Origin of the sequence: Vitreoscilla sp. C1, assembly GCF_002951955.2 — a bacterium.
Taxonomy (GTDB): Bacteria; Pseudomonadota; Gammaproteobacteria; order Burkholderiales; family Neisseriaceae; genus Vitreoscilla; species Vitreoscilla stercoraria.
The window spans coordinates 2,252,735-2,269,640 of sequence record NZ_CP019644.2 but is presented as its reverse complement, the minus strand read 5'-3'; the positions used below and the strand labels follow the sequence as shown (position 1 = coordinate 2,269,640).

Here is a 16,906-nt window from a genome sequence, read left to right as displayed (position 1 = left end):
TAATTTCTTTTTTGCTGAATTGTCTATGATTTTAATGATTATTCTTGAATTATTTATGATAATTAAATAAATTGTAAGTGTGGGTAGAATTAGAATGTTAGTAAAGATTGATTGAGGTGTGATGTTGTATGAAATGTAATCAATCAAGAGGGGTATAACATGTAGAGAAGGTCGGTGTTTTGGGGGAGGAGACCTTGAATTGAGATGGTTTAAATTCAATGAAAAAATCGTGTGATACCTGTTTTTATCAGTAGTTTGTTTAAGATACAGGAAGTCTGATAATGAAATTGACAAATTTGGCACTCGTAATCGGCACGTTGATTGTCACAGCAGCTTGTGGTGGCGAAGCATCGTTAACAGGACTAGACTCTGATGCACCGGTACCCGCTTCTAAAAATATTACAGGTGAGGCTTACTCTGGTTCTGAAAGATCGGCAAGTGGAGAGCGTTACTTGACGGTGGCATCTTGGGGTGGGGCATATCAAGATGTACAACGTAAAATTTTCTTTCAGCCTTTTGCGCAAAAATTGGGCACGCCTGTGGTCGATAAATCGTATGATGGCGGCTATGATATTTTGAAAAATCAAGTGGCTAAAGGCAATCCAGATTGGGATTTGGTGCAAGTTGAGGCTGAAGAATTGGCTTTGGGATGCAATGAAGGTTTGTTTGAAAAACTGGATTGGTCTAAATTGGGCAGCCCTGCTAAGTTTGTCGATGGCGCGAGCAGTGAGTGTGGGGTGGGCAGTATTGTTTGGTCAACGGTTTTGACATATGACGGTGACAAAATGGCGCATGGACCTAAGTCGTGGGCTGATTTTTGGGATGTGAAAAAATTCCCAGGCAAGCGTGCTTTGCGCAAGGGTGCCAAATACAATTTGGAATTTGCGCTGCTCTCAGAAGGCGTACCGCTGAATAAGGTTTATCCAACTTTGTCGACACCAGAAGGGGTGAATCGAGCCTTTAAGCGTTTGGAGGTTTTAAAACCCCATATTATTTGGTGGGAAAAAGGGTCTCAACCTTTGGAATATTTGGCTGAAAGTCGCGTGGTGATGGCATCCGCTTACAGTGGTCGCATTCCTGCTTTGAATGCCGCGGAAAAACGCAATTTTAAAATGGTGTGGCCTGAAAGTATTTATGCGATTGATAGCTGGGTGATTTTGAAAAATGCATCGAATAAAGAAGCTGCGATGGATTTGATTGCCTTTACCAGTGAGGCCGATAATCAATCGAAATTGGCCGCTAATAATATTGCGTATGGTTTGCCAAACAAAGAAGCGGCAGCGAAAGTGCCGTTGGAGTTTGCCAAATTGTTGCCAACCACACACGCCAATATGCGTGGCACCATGCCGTTGGATGTGGATTTTTGGATTAAAAATGCTGAGGTTTTGAACAAGCGTTTTAATGCTTGGGCTGCAAATTAATCATGGATGTTACAGATGGAATAAAAAGCGTCCTGTAACTCTTTACAGGACGCTTGGTGTGGCTAGGAATCAGTGATTGCGTTGAATGACATAGTCTGCCAAACCCAGCAGCGCATCGGCAGCTTCGCCATAAGATGCGACTGCGGCTTTGGCTTCTTGCGCCAAGGCAATCGCTTGCGCACGAGCTGGCTCCAAACCCAACAACTTCACATAAGTGGGTTTGTTGGCTTCTTCGTCTTTGCCTGCGGTTTTGCCTAAAGTGGCGCTGTCTTGTTCACAATCCAATACATCGTCAATCACTTGAAATGCCAAGCCGAGCTTGTCGGCATACACATCCAAAGCGTTTAACAAAGTTTCAGACACATCGGCACAAGACAAACCGCCCAAAGCCACTGCTGCACGAATCAACGCACCTGTTTTCAAACTGTGCATGTGTTGCAATTGTTCAAGCGTCAAATCTTTGCCGACATTGGCCAAATCAATGCCTTGACCACCCGCCATGCCTAAGCTGCCTGAAGCACGCGCCAACACTTGCACACGTTTTAATTGTTGCATTGCAGGCAAGTTTACAGGACGGCTTAAAACATCAAATGCCAAAGTCTGTAACGCATCACCCACGAGCAAAGCCGTAGATTGGTCGTATTGAATATGACAAGTCGGTTTGCCTCGACGCATGCTGTCATTGTCCATTTCTGGCATGTCGTCATGCACCAAAGAATACACATGCACATATTCAATCGCTGCCATCGCTGCACTCAAAGCATCGGCATCTGCCGCACCCAAACGGGCAGCCGCAGCCGCCAGCAAAGGACGAAAACGCTTGCCACCGCCCACGCTCACATAGCTCATGGCTTCATGTAAGGTTTCTTGACCTGTGGATTCGGTGGGCAAATAACGCTCAACAGCAGCTTCAGCTTGCGCTTGAGTGGCTTGTAGCCATGCTGGAAAATCAATCGTCATTGAGATGCAACTCCTTCAATTCGTCGCCATCCAAAACTTGCAATTGCTGCTCCACGTCGGCCAATTTTTGTTGGCAAAACTGCACCAACTCATTGCCTTCTTTGTAAGCAGCCAAAGCATCTTCCAAGCTCAACTCGTTGCCTTGCATCGCTTGGGTAATGGCTTCCAAACGTGCCACAGCTTCTTCAAAGCTTTTGGCAGTTACGGCTTTTTTCATGCAAAATCCTTAGATGCGGTTGGCCAATTCAACGGCTTTACCGATGTAGGTTTCAGGACGCAAAGCCAACAATTTTTCTTTTTCGGCTTGTGGAATATCCAATTTTTCAATGAAAATTTTCAATGTTTCAGGTGTGATACCACCTTTACCACGGGTCAAATCTTTCAATTGCTCGTAAGGATTTGGCACGGCAAAGCGACGCATCACTGTTTGAATCGGCTCAGCCAACAATTCCCAAGTTGCATCCAAATCCGCTAACAAAGCTGCTGGATTGGTTTCCAATTTGTTCAAGCCACGCAAATGAGCAGACCAGCCTAAAATGGTGTAACCCAAGCCTACGCCCATGTTGCGTAGCACCGTTGAGTCGGTTAAGTCACGCTGCCAGCGAGATACAGGCAATTTTTCAGCCATGAAGCTCAACACAGCGTTGGCCATGCCCAAATTGCCTTCTGAGTTTTCAAAGTCAATTGGATTGACTTTGTGCGGCATGGTTGAAGAACCGACTTCGCCAGCTTTGACTTTTTGTTTGAAGTAACCCAAAGAAATATAGCCCCAAACGTCACGGTTAAAGTCCACCAAAATGGTGTTTACGCGCGTCAAGGTTTGGAAGAATTCAGCGATGTAATCGTGTGGTTCGATTTGAATGGTGTATGGGTTGAAAGTGATGCCCAAAGATTTCACGAATGTGCTGCAATGTTTTTCCCAATCCACTTCTGGGTAAGCGACCATATGTGCATTGTAATTGCCCACTGCGCCATTGATTTTGCCCAAGAATTCTTGCGCTTTTAAGCCTTCTACTTGGCGTTGCAGGCGGAACACCACGTTGGCCAATTCTTTGCCCAAAGTCGTTGGCGTTGCAGGTTGACCATGGGTGCGTGCCATCATAGGCATCGCTGAAAATTCGTGTGACATTTCGGTCAATTTGGCGATGATGTCTTGCAAAGCTGGCAAGACCACTTCGTCACGTGCAGCTTTCAACATCAAGGCGTGGCTTAAGTTGTTGATGTCTTCACTGGTACAAGCAAAATGGATGAATTCGCTCACAGCCAATACTTCAGGCACGCCGCTGAAACGTTCTTTTAACCAATATTCAATCGCTTTGACGTCGTGATTGGTGGTCGCTTCAATGCTTTTAACCACTGCAGCGTCTGCCAAAGAGAAGTTTGCCATCACATCGTTGATTTCTTTGATGGTCAAATCTGAAAAAGCAGGCACTTCGGCAATTTTTTCTTCTGCTGCTAAGGCTTTGAGCCAAGACAATTCCACTTGTACACGGAATTTCATCAAACCATATTCAGAGAAAATAGGGCGCAAAGCCTCTACTGATTTCGCGTAACGACCATCAAGTGGGCTAAGAGCGTAAATACTGTCCATTTTTGCGTTTCTTTCGTTGTACTAAAGTAAAGCTTAAAGCTGAAGTATCCTGTCAGCATCAGCAGGAAAATAGTTTGTTTATTGAGGCGCTGTTTCCACTTGTAATGGAATTTTGCCTTTGGGTTGAACGCTCAACCAAGTTTGTAAGTTTTGTAGCCGTGAAACAATATTGTCAGTCACATTTTGAGCTGCATCATGATCGGCTTGCGTAATGTGGTTTTGAGATTGGGCAAATAAAACCGTATCCAAAAGCCGATAAGCATGCATGTTGGGGCGACAATAATGCAACACTGTAATGTCATTCAAACCCACATTGTCAAATGCCACACCCATTTGGGTGACTTGTAATACCGCCAATCCCAGCGCAACATCTTCACCACCTAAGCGGCGAAACAATTGGTCTTGCGGGAAACCACCACAAGCGAGTAAAAATGCACGCCTGAAAATCATATTGCCGCCAACCGTCATTTCTACATGTCGCCAACCATAGGAAAAATTAGGATGTTGGGCATATTTTTCATCCAAATCCACGGGTTTTAAGCCCAAGCGCAACATAGGAATTTCAGGTCGAAACTGCATCACCGCACTCGCAAAACCCAAAACATGGCGCTCGTATGCATCATCGGCATCTAAAAAAGCAACGACGTCGGCTTGACTAACCAACATACCCCAATTGCGTGCCCGAGCCACACCGCTATTTTGAGGCAGTTTTTCAATCACGATGTGTTGTGGAAAACGAGCTTGATAAGATTGTGCGATAGCGACGCTGGCATCGCTAGAAGCATCATCCACAATAATGATGCGCCCCAAATAATCTTGTACCAATACACTTTCTAAAGCACGCGCCAAAGTAGCAGCAGCATTATAACAGGGAATGATGACATCGATTTTGTTGGTTTGGCTCATAATAGATAGGGTCAGAGGATGACAGATGGTAAATTGGAATCAAATAAACCGTTATTTTAACGCATATTTGATTCCAAGATGAGATTGAATTGGTGAGTTTGCTTGGCCGATGGTCAGACTAATCAATTTTTGTTCCAGCTTTAAAAATGGCCATCAAGAGTGTCTGTACAGTTTGAAAACAAAATGAAAGAAACGATGGCAATGGATGTAAATAAGCGTCCTGTAAATTACAGGACGCTTGATGACATTTTATTGATGAATCAATTTAAATCCGACCGAATTTACCGCTGTTAAAATCATGGATAGCAGCGCGAATTTCGTCTTCAGTATTCATCACAAACGGACCATAAGCGGCAATCGGCTCATCAATCGGCACACCAGACAACACCAAAACTTTGGCATCTTCATCGCCTTGCGCTGCCAAATTCACAGCACCAGTACCATCGTGAAAGCCCACCAATTGACCTGCTTTGGCAACGTCTTTGCCGTTAAACAATACTTCGCCACGCAAAACGACCATGCTCAAAGTGTGGTTATCAGGCACGTTGATATCGGTTTGTTTGCCTGCATGCAACACCATGTCCCACACATTCATTTCTGTAAATGTATCGGCAGCACCATCCACGTTTGCATAATCGCCTGCAATCAAACGCACATGACCCGCTTCATCGGCAAATTCCACCACAGGAATGTCTTTTTTAGCCAAATGTTGGTAACGCGCTGGTGTGGCTTTGTCTTTGGCTGGCAAATTTACCCACAATTGCACCATCTCAAACATGCCGCCTGCTTGGGCAAATGTTTCAGAATGAAACTCTTCGTGAATAATGCCGTTGCCTGCAGTCATCCATTGCACATCGCCTTCTTGAATCACGCCACCGCCACCAGTGGAATCACGGTGAGCCACTTCGCCTTGGTAAGCAATGGTCACAGTTTCAAAACCTTTGTGAGGGTGAGCGCCCACACCCCGTTTGGCACCTGCTTTAGGTGGGAAATTGTAAGGTGCGGCATAATCCAACATCAAAAATGGATTGGTATTTTTATCCAAGCTCGTGTGAGAAAACAAAGGTTCTACCCAAAAACCATCACCCACCCAGTGACGCGGATTTTTAGCATAAACTTGACGAACTTCACGCATGATTTTTCTCTTTTCTTCAATGATTGATTCTGTGCGCTTTTGGCAAACGCTTTCAGGACGCTTGTCAAAGCTTGGTTAATTCACTTGCATCGTGCCTGCCCATTGGTGTGCACGCAATTTCAATGGCGTTACATCAGTACCTTCTGGGTCTAATACGGTCACATTGGCTAAAGTATTGGTCATTTGACCACGCACTTGGCGCAAATAAGTTTGGCGCAATGCGTCACGTTCTGCCAATTCTGCTGCGCTCAAACCCTCTGCACGTGCTTTGCGAGCCAAAGTGTTGATGCGATCCAATTCGATAATACGCATGAGAGTTTCCTTTCGAGTGAAGCAGAACCAACATTGGTTCTGTGCGTGGTTAAATTTCATTGGTTTGTTTGTTTCGATGGGTGTATTATAGCCCATACATTTTTTTTAGATAGTACGCACATTTTTTATACTGTTAAATGAATATGAACACAATAAATTTAAACTATGAATTAGAGGCACAGGCGGCAACTTGTCCTGTGCATGTGACATTGGATGTGATAGGTGGCAAATGGAAGGTCTTGATTTTATACCATTTGTGCCAAGGAACGCAGCGTTTCAATGAATTGCGCCGTTTGTTGCCTGACATTACGCAACGCATGTTGACCTTGCAGTTGCGTGAGTTAGAACAAGCGGGTATTGTCCATCGAGAAGTGTATCCGCAAGTGCCGCCAAAAGTAGAATACTCTTTGACTGAGTTTGGCAAAACTTTGATGCCTGTGATTCAAGTCATGCACGATTGGGGTATGCAATACCAATGTGAGTGCCAACATTACAAACAATTGGCGAAAGAACACAGTTAAACCTTTCGTCCAAACACATGGAGCCATGCATGCGTACTTTGGGTTTGATTGGTGGGATGTCGTGGGAATCGACGGCTTTGTATTATCAGCAAATCAATCGAGGCGTACAGGACGCTTTGGGTGGTTTGCATTCGGCACAATTGATTTTAATCAGTGTGGATTTTGCAAAAATTGCCTATTTGCAACAACAAGGACGTTGGGAAGAAGCGGGCGTGATGCTGGCCAATGCCGCTCAGTCTTTGCAAAAAGCAGGCGCAGAAGCGATAGTGTTGTGTACCAATACCATGCACAAAGTCGCTGAGGCGATAGAGCAAGCCATTACCGTACCTTTATTGCACATTGCCGATGCGACTGCTGACCAAATTGTGGCGCAAGACATCCAAAAAGTGGCTTTATTGGGTACGGCATTCACGATGGAACAAGATTTTTACCGTGAGCGTTTGCATGTACAAGGTTTGGAAGTGTTGTTGCCCAATGAAGCAGAACGTGCCGAGATTCATCGCATTATTTATGCAGAGTTGTGTTTGGGTCAAGTCTTGCCCGAAAGTCGCCAAATATATACTGATATCATGCAGCGTTTGGTGGCCGAAGGTGCGCAAGGCATCATTTTGGGCTGTACCGAAATTGTGATGTTGGTCGGTGATGTGGATGTGGGCGTACCGCTTTTTGATACGACTGCGTTGCATGCTCAAAAAGCAGTGGCATTTTCGTTGAATTAAAATCAGCGTCCTGTAAACTTTTTTACAGGACGCTGATGATACAGTTGATTTGTTTTAAAACCACTGACAAAACGCTTGTTGGACAGGCGATACAGGGTTTAAAAAAACATACAATTGGTTTTAATGTTGCGTACCTTTAATCAATTCATCCAACATGAATTCGGTATTGCTCAAGCCCGGACCCACCAAATACCAAGCATTGGCATCTACCAAAATGATTTTGGCTTTTGATTGATTCAAAATCGGATTTTTTTTCCATTCTTCCAAAGCGGTGTATTCATTGGTATTGACCGCACCACGATCCAAAACAATCACATAATCAGGCTGGGCTGCCACAGCGGCCTGTAAACGTGCATCGGCTTTGGCTTTGGCTGCCAAAGCTTCTGGAGAACCTGCTTCAGGACGAGGTGTGGCAGGGGCGTTAGGGTCTTTTGGTGGCACCACAGGCAATACTGATTTCAGGCCGCTAAATTCATACACATAACCAAAACGCTCGCCTTCAGCGTGTGGCATGAAATTGCCTTTGTTAGTAAACAACATCAAAGCGGTTTTGCCTTTGGTTTGCGCTTTGAGTTTGGCTTGTTTGGTGTCGATGATTTGCAAACGCTTGGCAGCTTGTGCTTGTTTGCCAAACAAATCGGCAAATAGTTCGGTGCGCGCTTTCAAATCAGGCATCAAATTATCGGTATCTGGGCTTAAATTTAAAACAGGTGCAATGCCTTGAAGTGTATCGGCTTTGGCTTGTGAGCGGCCGCCCAAAACAATCAAATCGGGTTTTTGTGCGCTTAAGACGGTCACATCAGGTTCAAACAAAGTGCCTGCTTTGGTGGCAATATTGCCATTGTAAACATTCAATTGATTTGGAAAACTGGTGTCAGGAATAACTTGTGCTTGGATGCCCAATGCATTTAAAGTGTCCAAAGCGGACAACTCATATACTGCCAATTTTTGAGGCGTTTGTTTAAGTTGAATGGTTTGCTCTTTCCAAACCATATTTTGAGCGGTTGCAGTTTGAGCGAACAACAAAGTGGCACTGATTAATGCACTGGCAATCACAGTCTTTTGTTTCATATTAGTTTAATGTCATTTTAGAAAAGTGCGCACAGTATATATCTAAATAATAATGATTATCAATTTAATAAGATGAAAAATTTAGAGTACAGACTGTTATTTAAAAACAGCGTCCTGTAAATGTTTACAGGACGCTGTTCGGAGAATTGGGTTCAATGATTGGCTTGTAAATAATCTTCCAAGCTTTGTTGGCGATATTGGTATTCTTCGCTGATGCAAGCCACGCGTGAGCCGCATTGATTGCGATTTCGTAACCATTGCAATTGCTCGCCACGAATATAAGGGCTTTGGTCGCTCAAACGCATTACAATTTCATAGGTATTGGCGAGTTTGACATCGGCTTTGCTCAAACGGGCATTGGCGCAAATGGTTTCTTCGGTGGCGTTACCAGCTTTGTTACAATTGAAACTGGCCGCTTGTGTCGTAGGCAAAAGCATCAAACCGCTGGCTGCAATCAGACTCAATATAATGACTTTATTCATGGTTTTCTCCTTAGTTATCAAACCAATATTGGTATGCTTGATTGATGATAAAACAATTATTTGCCGTTGCAAATGTGGCGATGGTAAAGCTGTTGAAATGCTGCTTGCAGTAGCAAATTGTGGGCAAACAAAAAGCCACCGCAATGGTGGCTTGGCGCATGTGTGAGCGTGATACCAATTGATTATTCAGGTTGGCGCGCATCGCGAAAAGCATCGATAATCGGCTGGATTTCGCCAAACTTCAATTTCAAAGCAGCTTTGTTGACGACCAAGCGGCTAGAAATGTCGCTGATGTGTTCGACGGCTTGCAAATCATTGGCTTTTAACGTGCTGCCTGTAGAAACCAAATCGACGATGGCATCTGATAAACCCACCAACGGACCCAACTCCATAGAACCATACAATTTGATGATGTCTACGTGCATGCCTTTTTTGGCAAAGTGTTCCATCGCAATATTAGGGTATTTGGTGGCGACTTTTAAACGGCTGCCAGCGCGTGAAGCCGCGGCATAATCAAAATCTTTGTGTACCGCGACCATCATGCGGCATTTGGCAATGCGCAAATCCAATGGTTGGTATAAGCCATCGCCACCGTGTTCGGTCAAAACGTCACGACCTGCAATACCCAAATCCGCAGCGCCATATTGCACATAGGTTGGTACGTCTGTGGCACGCACAATCACCAAGCGAATGTTGGGATGGTTGGTATCAATGATCAGTTTGCGAGATTTTTCAGGATCTTCCGCAGGCACGATGCCCGCAGCTGCCAACAAAGGCAAGGTTTCATCAAAAATACGCCCTTTAGACAAGGCGATGGTCAAATTTTGGGATGCAGTCATGTTCTTAATTCAGTCAAAAAAGTGGCGGGTGGGACGTGCCCAAGCGCAAATAATCGTTCTGCCGTAGCAGGAGAAGCTCATGCTTGGTGTGATTAGAACACAAAAAACAGTGTTTTTCCCAAGCCAATGGATAGGCCCATTACACCAAACTGACCAAGCTTTGTCTATGTTACAGGACGCTGGCCGCTTATGAAGCTTGTTGTATCAAGCTTCCCACAAACCGACCCAACACACACATCTTGGTACACCATGCAACATTTTAACAAACTTGCTTTGTTTGATGGTGACTGCTTGATGACACGATGGTTTTAATGCAAATTTTCACGCATTGCTTGCAGACCGCCTGTATGAATAAATAATATGCGTTGCTGTTGAGACAAGCGTCCTGTAAGCAAATCATCACGCAAACGGTATAAGGCTTTGGCAGTGTAAATCGGCTCTAAAGGCAGATTTTGTTGTTGCATGTCATGAATGAAATCCAATAACACCGCATTGAATTTACCATAACCACCAAACACATTTTCCGATAAAATTTCCCAATTGTTTTGCGTCACCCATGGCGTGATGGTGTGTGACAAATGTTCGCTTTTTAAGGCCGCAAAACCCACAATCCGTTGTGTTGGCTCACTGGCGTTGATGATGCCCGCCACCGTTCCGCCCGTTCCGACTGCACACACAATCACATCAAAATTTTGTCGGTCGTATGCCGATAAAATCGCTTCACAGCCGACCACTGCCGCCAAATTGCTGCCGCCTTCAGGAATGATGTAAGCCTGCGGATAACGCTGTTGCAAGGCGTTTAAAAATTCTGGCGTGTGTTTTTGGCGGTATTGTTCACGGCTGACAAATTGCAATTGCATGCCCAAATTACAAGCGTCCTGTAAGGTGGGATTGAGCGGTTTGTCTGCCAATTCTTGCCCACGAATGATGCCAAGACTGTCTAAGCCGCATTCATGTGCCGCGTGCGCCAAAGCGTGAATGTGGTTGGAATACGCACCACCAAAACTGATGAGCAAGGTTTTGCCTTGCGCTTGAGCGGCCTGTAAATTGTATTGGAGTTTGAAAAATTTGTTGCCTGAAATGTGTGGATGTACCAAATCCAAGCGTTTGACAGTGACACACACATTATCAGTCAAAGCCACATTTTGATAAGGTATTGGACGTGCAACCAACATGGTTTTATCGCAACAAAGCTTGGATGTCTTGGGCAATGGCTTCGGCTTTGCTGCCATAAGGCAAGTATACTGCCGCTTTGCCCTGTGGATTAACCAAATACAAACCTGCGCTGTGGTCTACGGTGTAATGCCCGTCACTGACCGGTACTTTGGTTGCAGCGACTTTCCATGCTTTCAAAATAGGTGCCATCGCGGCGTCGTCTGGTGCCGTTAAGCCAATGAAGCGCTCGTCAAACAATGGCACATATTCTTTCAAAACCGTAGGCGTATCGCGGCTTGGGTCGACTGACACAAACAATACTTGTACTTTTGCCGCATTTTCGCCCAATAATTTCATCGTTTTGGCCAAATCCAATAAATTGGTTGGGCACACATCAGGACAATGGGTATAGCCAAACGAGACTGCCACCACTTTGCCTTGAAAATCTTGTAATGAGGCAGGGTTACCATTGGAATCAATTAAGCGCAAATCGTCGCCCAAAGATTCTTCGATGGCACTGCCATGGAGTTTCACATTGACGGCTGCATTTTGAGTCGCTGGGGTTTTGTTGGAAGTGGATTCAGCACTGCAAGCGATTAAGCCCAGTGCCATGAGTGCGGCACAAAGATAAGTTTTCATACACGACTTTCCAAAATCAAGCGTCCTGTAAGTTTACAGGACGCTTATTTAGAAGAGATTATTCGCTAATGCGGGCAATATTGGCACCGACGCCACCGAGTTTGGCTTCGATGTGTTCGTAACCACGGTCTAGATGGTAAATGCGTTCGACTGTGGTTTCGCCTGTGGCCACCAAACCTGCAATGACCAAGCTTGCTGACGCACGCAAATCGGTTGCCATTACGCTTGCGCCTGACAAGGTGTCGACGCCTTGCACCAAAGCGGTATTGCCTTCGGTAGTGATGTTGGCACCCATGCGATTGAGTTCTGGCACGTGCATGAAGCGGTTTTCAAAAATCGTTTCGGTCACTTTTGAAGCACCGCTGGCAATGGCGTTCATGGTCATGAATTGCGCTTGCATGTCGGTTGGGAACGCAGGATGTGGCAAAGTGCGGATGTTGACAGGGCGAGGGCGTTCTTGCATGTCGATCAAAATCCAATCATCGCCCGCTTCAATGTGTGCGCCTGCTTCGACCAATTTGTCTAAAACAGCCGTCATGGTTTTAGGCGCTGCGTTGCGCAAAACCACTTTGCCACCTGTCATCGCCACTGCACACAAGAACGTACCCGCTTCGATGCGGTCAGCCACCACAGCATGTTCTGCACCATGTAAGCTTTCAACGCCTTCGATGGTGATGGTTTGGGTGCCCAAGCCGTAAATTTTGGCGCCCATTTTGATCAAACATTCGCCCAAATCCACCACTTCAGGTTCAACGGCTGAGTTTTCCAAAACCGTGGTGCCTTCAGCCAAACACGCTGCCATCATCAAGTTTTCAGTGCCACCAACGGTTACCATGTCCATGACGATGCGCGTGCCTTGCAAGCGTTTGGCTTTGCATTTGGCTTTGACGTAACCATTTTCAATCACGATGTCCGCGCCCATCGCTTCCAAGCCTTTTAAGTGCTGGTCAACAGGACGTGAGCCGATGGCGCAACCACCAGGCAAACTCACTTCAGCCTCACCAAAATGTGCCAAAGTCGGACCCAAAACCAAAATCGACGCGCGCATGGTGCGTACCAAATCGTATGGTGCGCAAACATTGTTCAAGGTGCCGCAAGTGATGTCAAAAGTATCAACATCATTGGTCGATACGGTCACGCCCATGCCTTCGAGCAATTTGTGCGTGGTTTTCACATCGCGCAACATCGGCACGTTGGTCAAACGCAAAGTGTCTTTGGTTAACAAAGCCGCGCACATCAAAGGCAAAGCGGCATTTTTAGCACCTGAAACAGTGATTTCACCGTTCAATGGGCCATTGGCACGGATGACTAATTTATCCATGTGAATCTTTCAAAAATGGGCGTCCTATAACAGTTTACAGGGCGGTTAAGTAATTGTGATTGAATATTAACGGGCTTTGCTTGCCCATTCGGTTGGAGTGGCTGCTGCGGCAATCGACAACGCATGCAACTCATTGCTGGCGATTTTGTCAGCCAAGCCATCTTTAATCAAGCGGTGGCGTGCCAAACGGGCTTTGCCTTCAAACTGGCTAGACACGATGTGAGCATAAAAGTGATGACCATCGCCTTCGACTTCGATGTGTTCGCATGGCAAAACATTGCCTATCATTTGTTTGACTTGTTCAGGAGTTAGCATGGGAGTGTCCTTTTCATATTCTAATGTCTCAATTTATAACCTGATTTTAACAGCATTAAGATGCCGATAGAGGTGGCGAGCCAAGAAATCGTCACCACGCTCAGCGATAGCCAAGGCGACACATCGCTGTGACCGAAAAAGCCGTAGCGAAAGCCATCTATCATGTAAAAAATCGGGTTGAAATGGCTCAATGTGCGCCAAAATTCAGGCAAACTGTTGATGGAGTAAAACACGCCTGACAAAAATGTTAAAGGCATAATAATGAAATTTTGGAACAAGGCCATTTGGTCAAATTTCTCTGCCACAATGCCAGCGAGCAAACCCAAAGAGCCCATAATGGCACAGCCCATCACCGCAAACATCAGCGCCCACAATGGTGATACTGGCATGGTCAAACCGAAGAAAGCGCAGACCGCCAAGACCCCGACCCCAACAAATAAGCCACGGGCAATTGCCGCACAGACATAAGCCAAGTAAAACGAGAAAGTAGAAATCGGCGGCAGCAAAATGAAAATCAAATTGCCGCTTAAGCGCGATTGAATCAACGAGCTGGAGGCATTGGCAAACGCATTTTGCGTCATCGACATGATGGCCAGACCTGGAATCAAGAATGCCGCATAAGACACGCCCGGTAAAATATCAGGTTGACCTTTCATCACATGACTGAAAATCAATTGGTAGAGCAAAGCTGTCATTACAGGCGCAAAAATCGTTTGAAAACCGACTTTCCAAAAACGCAAAATTTCTTTTTTTAAGAGGGTAGGAAAGCCTGTTAACATGTGACAACTCCTTTGGTGTTGTCTTGCATCAATCGTAAAAACACTTGTTCCAAGTCGTTTTCTAAAATGTTCAAAGTTTTCACAGCCACATATTCGTATTGTAAAGTCGATAACACATACGCCAATTGGGCATATTCGCTCAATTGCAAAATGATTTCTGTTCCAGTGCTTGGAATTTGCCATTTGCGCAACGCTTCAGGCAGTGCAGCAGATAAAGTCATGGCAATGCGCACACCATTACTAGAGCGCAATAAATTGGCGGTGCTGTCTAATGCCACCAATTCGCCTTTTTTCATCATGGCAATGCGATTGCACAAACTTTGCGCTTCTTCTAAGTAATGCGTGGTCAAGATAATGGTGTGACCTTGTCCATGCAATTCTTTGATGAAAGCCCACAAACTTTGGCGCAATTCTACGTCTACGCCCGCAGTCGGCTCATCCAATACAATCACAGGCGGACGGTGTACCAAGGCTTGACCGACCATCAAACGGCGTTTCATGCCGCCTGAAAGATTGCGCGTGTTGGTATTGGCTTTGTCGGACAGATGCAATTTGTGCAGCAATTCGTCTATCCAAGCATCGTTTTTGCGTATGCCAAAATAACCTGATTGAAATTGCAAGGTTTCACGCACGGTGAAAAATGGGTCAAATACCAATTCTTGTGGCACCACACCCAAACTCATGCGCGCTTGGTTGGGCTGCTTGCGCGTATCAAAGCCCATGATATTGATATGACCTTGACTTAAATGTGCCAAACCTGCCATGGCGGAAATGAGCGTGGTTTTGCCTGCGCCATTGGGACCGAGCAAACCAAAAAACTCGCCTTGTTTCACGTCAAAGCTCACCCCTTTTAAGGCTGTAAAACCATTGCGATAGGTTTTTTGGGCGTTTGCGATGACCAAAGCACTGTCAGATTGTGTATTCATGTGCTGGTATTCTTTAGAAAAATCAAAAATAGGGCTCAAAAGCAGAGGCGCATCATAACACAATCGGCATTCTTGCTCGCATGCGCTTGAATGTATGCCAATGAAAACAAAATTTTACAGGACGCTGAGTCAGAATAAGGCTGGTTTGCAGTGCAATATGGATTGTAGGGATGAATAAAGCGTTATTTTGAGAATAAATTAATGATGAGATGGGAGTCGAATGAATGCTTAATAAAGCAATGCTTTACAAAAAACCTGTCGCTTGAATGAGACAAATATCATTCATAATCGTTTGATTTTTACAACAAGCCGCGCAAACAATCACTTGATAACAGAGCTAGTAACGCAACAATGGTTAATTTTAGCCATATACGTGGGCAAATATTCGGGCGATTTCGAACAAAGCGCATTATAATTCGTTTTGTTTACACTTTTTAACCGCATTTGCATTGTTGTATTTTAAGGATAATCCATGAGCCAAACGCCCCCTTCAGGCGGCTTTCTTGAGCGCTATTTTAAATTGAGTCAAAACGGCACCACGGTCAAAACCGAAGCCCTTGCCGCACTCACTACTTTTTTAACCATGTGTTACATCGTGATTGTGAACCCGATGATTTTGTCTGAGTCGGGCATGGATCATGGTGCCGTCTTCGTTGCCACATGCGTGACTGCTGCCATCGGTTGTTTTGTGATGGGCGTGGTTGCTAATTATCCGATTGCTTTGGCACCGGGTATGGGTTTGAACGCTTATTTCACTTATGCGGTGTGTTTGGGCATGGGTGTGCCGTGGCAAACAGCTTTGGGCGCGGTCTTTGTATCTGGCTTGTTGTTTTTCGCATTGAGTTTCTCCAACATTCGTGAGGCCTTGATTAATGCGATTCCGATGTCGTTGAAGTTGGCGATTGGTGCAGGCATTGGCTTGTTCTTGGCTTTAATCGGCCTGAAAAATGCGGGCATTGTTGTGGACAGTCCAGCCACTTTGGTGGCGATGGGCAGCTTGAAAGAGCCTGCGGCATTGTTGGCATTTTTAGGTTTGTTGTTGATTGCGGTGATGAGCCATTTCAAAGTTCGTGGTGCTATTATTGCCAGCATTTTGGTAGTGACTGTTATCGCAACGGCGATGGGTATCAATACCATTCATGGCATCGTGGGTCCGATTCCATCTATGGCACCGACTTTCATGCAAATGAATTTCTCTGATTTGTTCACGCCTGCTATGGTTGGTGTGATTTTCGTATTTTTCTTGGTTGATTTGTTTGATTCGACAGGTACGTTGGTTGGTGTATCTAGCCGTGCAGGCTTGTTGAAAGATGGCAAATTGCCACGTTTGAAACGTGCTTTATTGGCAGATTCTACTGCGATTACAGCAGGTGCGGTATTGGGTACGTCTTCAAGTACGCCTTATATTGAATCGGCTTCAGGTGTGGCTGCGGGTGGTCGTACTGGTTTGACCGCGGTGATTGTGGGCTTGTTGTTGTTGGCGTGTTTGTTTTTTGAACCGTTGGCACGCAGCGTCCCTGCATTTGCCACTGCACCTGCATTGATTTATGTGGGCGTCTTGATGATGCACAGCATTAAAAACATTGATTGGGAAGACATTACCGAGGCTTTGCCTGCGTTCTTGACCATTGCTTTCATGCCGTTTACTTATTCAATTGCAGATGGTATTGCAATGGGTTTCATCAGTTATGCTTTGGTAAAATTGTTCACAGGTAAAGCCAAAACCGTACCGTATATGGTGTGGATTGTGGCGGTTTTGTGGGCGTTGAAGTTTACATTCTTTGGCGGTTAGTTCATCCGTTAAATAACAAGCG

At 45.3% G+C, this 16,906-nt stretch carries 19 protein-coding genes; 4 read left to right on the top strand and 15 right to left on the bottom strand.

The features are described from left to right. Positions 1 to 281: 281 nt before the first annotated feature. Positions 282 to 1,421, top strand: a complete 1,140-nt coding sequence (locus tag ADP71_RS11090) for an ABC transporter substrate-binding protein (RefSeq protein WP_019959201.1) — start codon at positions 282 to 284, stop codon at positions 1,419 to 1,421. Between the two features lie 69 nt (positions 1,422 to 1,490). Here the strand turns inward: ADP71_RS11090 and ADP71_RS11085 are convergent, their stop codons facing one another. The 6 genes from ADP71_RS11085 to ADP71_RS11060 all read right to left on the bottom strand — a co-directional run bounded on the left by ADP71_RS11085 (position 1,491) and on the right by ADP71_RS11060 (position 6,325). After that, positions 1,491 to 2,387 (bottom strand): polyprenyl synthetase family protein, encoded by an 897-nt coding sequence (locus ADP71_RS11085; protein WP_425316057.1) that lies wholly within the window; start codon positions 2,385 to 2,387, stop codon positions 1,491 to 1,493. After that, a complete protein-coding gene (locus ADP71_RS11080) occupies positions 2,371 to 2,598 on the bottom strand; it encodes an exodeoxyribonuclease VII small subunit (RefSeq protein WP_019959199.1) in 228 nt (75 codons plus the stop codon). The genes ADP71_RS11085 and ADP71_RS11080 overlap by 17 nt, the downstream gene beginning before the upstream one ends. A 9-nt stretch (positions 2,599 to 2,607) precedes the next feature. Next, complete coding sequence (purB, locus tag ADP71_RS11075) at positions 2,608 to 3,972, bottom strand: adenylosuccinate lyase (RefSeq protein ID WP_104932184.1); 1,365 nt, start codon at positions 3,970 to 3,972, stop codon at positions 2,608 to 2,610. A gap of 78 nt (positions 3,973 to 4,050) precedes the next feature. After that, positions 4,051 to 4,878 (bottom strand): glycosyltransferase family 2 protein, encoded by an 828-nt coding sequence (locus tag ADP71_RS11070; RefSeq protein ID WP_019959197.1) that lies wholly within the window; start codon positions 4,876 to 4,878, stop codon positions 4,051 to 4,053. A 265-nt stretch (positions 4,879 to 5,143) separates the two neighbouring features. Further along, entirely contained in the window at positions 5,144 to 6,013 is an 870-nt protein-coding gene (locus tag ADP71_RS11065; protein ID WP_019959196.1) for a pirin family protein, read from the bottom strand. A 75-nt stretch (positions 6,014 to 6,088) separates the two neighbouring features. Then, positions 6,089 to 6,325, bottom strand: coding sequence for a DUF896 domain-containing protein (locus ADP71_RS11060; protein WP_019959195.1), 237 nt, complete (start codon positions 6,323 to 6,325; stop codon positions 6,089 to 6,091). A gap of 143 nt (positions 6,326 to 6,468) precedes the next feature. Between ADP71_RS11060 and ADP71_RS11055 the strand changes: the two genes are divergently transcribed. After that, positions 6,469 to 6,846: a winged helix-turn-helix transcriptional regulator gene (locus ADP71_RS11055; protein ID WP_019959194.1), complete on the top strand. Its 378-nt coding sequence runs from the start codon at positions 6,469 to 6,471 to the stop codon at positions 6,844 to 6,846. A gap of 29 nt (positions 6,847 to 6,875) precedes the next feature. Next, entirely contained in the window at positions 6,876 to 7,565 is a 690-nt protein-coding gene (locus ADP71_RS11050; protein ID WP_019959193.1) for an aspartate/glutamate racemase family protein, read from the top strand. Positions 7,566 to 7,685: 120 nt separating this feature from the next. Here ADP71_RS11050 and ADP71_RS11045 read toward each other — a convergent pair whose 3' ends face one another. The 9 genes from ADP71_RS11045 to ADP71_RS11005 form a co-directional block, all read right to left on the bottom strand. Further along, complete coding sequence (locus ADP71_RS11045) at positions 7,686 to 8,636, bottom strand: ABC transporter substrate-binding protein (protein ID WP_104932182.1); 951 nt, start codon at positions 8,634 to 8,636, stop codon at positions 7,686 to 7,688. Positions 8,637 to 8,788: 152 nt separating this feature from the next. Further along, the gene (locus ADP71_RS11040) at positions 8,789 to 9,118 is read right to left on the bottom strand and encodes a lysozyme inhibitor LprI family protein (protein ID WP_019959191.1); all 330 of its coding nucleotides are present in this window, start codon (positions 9,116 to 9,118) and stop codon (positions 8,789 to 8,791) included. 182 nt (positions 9,119 to 9,300) lie between these two features. Next, the gene (gene hisG, locus ADP71_RS11035) at positions 9,301 to 9,957 is read right to left on the bottom strand and encodes an ATP phosphoribosyltransferase (RefSeq protein ID WP_104932181.1); all 657 of its coding nucleotides are present in this window, start codon (positions 9,955 to 9,957) and stop codon (positions 9,301 to 9,303) included. A 308-nt stretch (positions 9,958 to 10,265) separates the two neighbouring features. After that, a complete protein-coding gene (locus tag ADP71_RS11030; protein ID WP_104932180.1) occupies positions 10,266 to 11,132 on the bottom strand; it encodes a 1-aminocyclopropane-1-carboxylate deaminase/D-cysteine desulfhydrase in 867 nt (288 codons plus the stop codon). Positions 11,133 to 11,136: 4 nt separating this feature from the next. Beyond that, positions 11,137 to 11,751, bottom strand: a complete 615-nt coding sequence (locus ADP71_RS11025) for an SCO family protein (protein ID WP_237343014.1) — start codon at positions 11,749 to 11,751, stop codon at positions 11,137 to 11,139. A gap of 58 nt (positions 11,752 to 11,809) precedes the next feature. Then, positions 11,810 to 13,072 carry a UDP-N-acetylglucosamine 1-carboxyvinyltransferase gene (gene murA, locus ADP71_RS11020; RefSeq protein ID WP_019959185.1) on the bottom strand — a complete coding sequence of 421 codons (1,263 nt, stop codon included), beginning with the start codon at positions 13,070 to 13,072 and terminating at the stop codon, positions 11,810 to 11,812. 66 nt (positions 13,073 to 13,138) lie between these two features. Further along, positions 13,139 to 13,387: a BolA family protein gene (locus tag ADP71_RS11015; protein WP_019959184.1), complete on the bottom strand. Its 249-nt coding sequence runs from the start codon at positions 13,385 to 13,387 to the stop codon at positions 13,139 to 13,141. A 20-nt stretch (positions 13,388 to 13,407) separates the two neighbouring features. After that, positions 13,408 to 14,166, bottom strand: coding sequence for an ABC transporter permease (locus ADP71_RS11010; protein WP_019959183.1), 759 nt, complete (start codon positions 14,164 to 14,166; stop codon positions 13,408 to 13,410). Continuing rightward, positions 14,160 to 15,092, bottom strand: coding sequence for an ABC transporter ATP-binding protein (locus tag ADP71_RS11005; RefSeq protein ID WP_019959182.1), 933 nt, complete (start codon positions 15,090 to 15,092; stop codon positions 14,160 to 14,162). The genes ADP71_RS11010 and ADP71_RS11005 overlap by 7 nt, the downstream gene beginning before the upstream one ends. Before the next feature lie 472 nt (positions 15,093 to 15,564). Here ADP71_RS11005 and ADP71_RS11000 point away from each other — a divergent pair, with 472 nt between their 5' ends. Beyond that, the gene (locus tag ADP71_RS11000; RefSeq protein ID WP_019959181.1) at positions 15,565 to 16,884 is read left to right on the top strand and encodes an NCS2 family permease; all 1,320 of its coding nucleotides are present in this window, start codon (positions 15,565 to 15,567) and stop codon (positions 16,882 to 16,884) included. Positions 16,885 to 16,906 lie beyond the last annotated feature (22 nt).

What these genes read in the sequence shown, in the direction of transcription:
- ADP71_RS11015 (WP_019959184.1), bottom strand. Translation starts at nt 13,387, where the DNA reads ATGCTAACTCCTGAACAAGTCAAACAAATGATAGGCAATGTTTTGCCA.
- ADP71_RS11090 (WP_019959201.1), top strand. Translation starts at nt 282, where the DNA reads ATGAAATTGACAAATTTGGCACTCGTAATCGGCACGTTGATTGTCACA.
- ADP71_RS11045 (WP_104932182.1), bottom strand. Translation starts at nt 8,636, where the DNA reads ATGAAACAAAAGACTGTGATTGCCAGTGCATTAATCAGTGCCACTTTG.
- hisG (WP_104932181.1), bottom strand. Translation starts at nt 9,957, where the DNA reads ATGACTGCATCCCAAAATTTGACCATCGCCTTGTCTAAAGGGCGTATT.
- ADP71_RS11070 (WP_019959197.1), bottom strand. Translation starts at nt 4,878, where the DNA reads ATGAGCCAAACCAACAAAATCGATGTCATCATTCCCTGTTATAATGCT.
- ADP71_RS11030 (WP_104932180.1), bottom strand. Translation starts at nt 11,132, where the DNA reads ATGTTGGTTGCACGTCCAATACCTTATCAAAATGTGGCTTTGACTGAT.
- ADP71_RS11055 (WP_019959194.1), top strand. Translation starts at nt 6,469, where the DNA reads ATGAACACAATAAATTTAAACTATGAATTAGAGGCACAGGCGGCAACT.
- murA (WP_019959185.1), bottom strand. Translation starts at nt 13,072, where the DNA reads ATGGATAAATTAGTCATCCGTGCCAATGGCCCATTGAACGGTGAAATC.
- ADP71_RS11010 (WP_019959183.1), bottom strand. Translation starts at nt 14,166, where the DNA reads ATGTTAACAGGCTTTCCTACCCTCTTAAAAAAAGAAATTTTGCGTTTT.
- ADP71_RS11040 (WP_019959191.1), bottom strand. Translation starts at nt 9,118, where the DNA reads ATGAATAAAGTCATTATATTGAGTCTGATTGCAGCCAGCGGTTTGATG.
- ADP71_RS11025 (WP_237343014.1), bottom strand. Translation starts at nt 11,751, where the DNA reads ATGAAAACTTATCTTTGTGCCGCACTCATGGCACTGGGCTTAATCGCT.
- purB (WP_104932184.1), bottom strand. Translation starts at nt 3,972, where the DNA reads ATGGACAGTATTTACGCTCTTAGCCCACTTGATGGTCGTTACGCGAAA.
- ADP71_RS11080 (WP_019959199.1), bottom strand. Translation starts at nt 2,598, where the DNA reads ATGAAAAAAGCCGTAACTGCCAAAAGCTTTGAAGAAGCTGTGGCACGT.
- ADP71_RS11005 (WP_019959182.1), bottom strand. Translation starts at nt 15,092, where the DNA reads ATGAATACACAATCTGACAGTGCTTTGGTCATCGCAAACGCCCAAAAA.
- ADP71_RS11000 (WP_019959181.1), top strand. Translation starts at nt 15,565, where the DNA reads ATGAGCCAAACGCCCCCTTCAGGCGGCTTTCTTGAGCGCTATTTTAAA.
- ADP71_RS11050 (WP_019959193.1), top strand. Translation starts at nt 6,876, where the DNA reads ATGCGTACTTTGGGTTTGATTGGTGGGATGTCGTGGGAATCGACGGCT.
- ADP71_RS11060 (WP_019959195.1), bottom strand. Translation starts at nt 6,325, where the DNA reads ATGCGTATTATCGAATTGGATCGCATCAACACTTTGGCTCGCAAAGCA.
- ADP71_RS11065 (WP_019959196.1), bottom strand. Translation starts at nt 6,013, where the DNA reads ATGCGTGAAGTTCGTCAAGTTTATGCTAAAAATCCGCGTCACTGGGTG.